The organism is Stenotrophomonas nitritireducens, from assembly GCF_001431425.1.
Lineage (GTDB): Bacteria > Pseudomonadota > Gammaproteobacteria > Xanthomonadales > Xanthomonadaceae > Stenotrophomonas > Stenotrophomonas nitritireducens.
The window spans coordinates 1-694 of record NZ_LDJG01000086.1 but is presented as its reverse complement, the minus strand read 5'-3'; the positions used below and the strand labels follow the sequence as shown (position 1 = coordinate 694).

The following is a 694-nucleotide window of genomic DNA, read 5'->3' as shown; positions in this document are numbered from 1 at the left end:
AGTGCGGGAAGCCGCGCAGGTAGTTGCTGGTGCCGTCCAGCGGGTCGATCACCCACATCTGGCGGCCGTTGCCCTGCAGGCCGCCTTCCTCGCCATAGATGCCGTAGTCCGGGTAGGCGCGCTTGAGCTCCTTGACGATGACCTTCTCGGCATCGCCGTCGACTTCGCTGGCGTAGTCCATCCGGCCCTTCTGCACCACGTTCAGCGCTTCGAGCTTGTTGATGTTGCGCAACAGGACGTTGCCGGCGAGGCGTGCGGCCTTGACCATGACGGTGACGGCGGGTTTCTGCATGGTGAAGGGCTCCCGTGAAGGCGAATGGGTCGGATTGGCGGAGGAAAAGAGCGTTTCCGGCGCACGGGCCGGCCGCGCAGTTTACCATCTGCGGCTGTCCCGCTCCTGACTTTTTTCGCCATGTCCGCTTCCGCCCGCATCCGTTTCGTCCTGGTCGGCACCCAGCATCCCGGCAACATCGGCGCGGCGGCGCGGGCGATGAAGACCATGGGATTGTCGAAGCTGGTGCTGGTGGCGCCCGAGCAGCCGCTGGACGATGTCGCCTACCGGCGCTCGGCCGGCGCCGAGGACGTGCTCGGCGACGCCCCGGTGTTCGCCACTCTGGCCGAGGCGGTGGCCGATTGCCGGCTGGTGCTGGGCTGCACGGCGCGTTCGCGCCGGGTGCAGCTGGAGGAACTGCTG

At 67.4% G+C, this 694-nt stretch carries 2 protein-coding genes; one reads left to right on the top strand and one right to left on the bottom strand.

Translation table 11 applies throughout. The annotated features are described in order from the left end of the window. A partial coding sequence (locus ABB22_RS17540) for an inositol monophosphatase family protein (RefSeq protein ID WP_275452926.1) occupies positions 1 to 292 on the bottom strand: 292 nt, incomplete at its 3' end. A 120-nt stretch (positions 293 to 412) separates the two neighbouring features. Between ABB22_RS17540 and ABB22_RS17535 the strand changes: the two genes are divergently transcribed. Then, positions 413 to 694: TrmH family RNA methyltransferase (locus tag ABB22_RS17535; RefSeq protein ID WP_275452925.1), on the top strand; the 282-nt coding region annotated here is incomplete at its 3' end.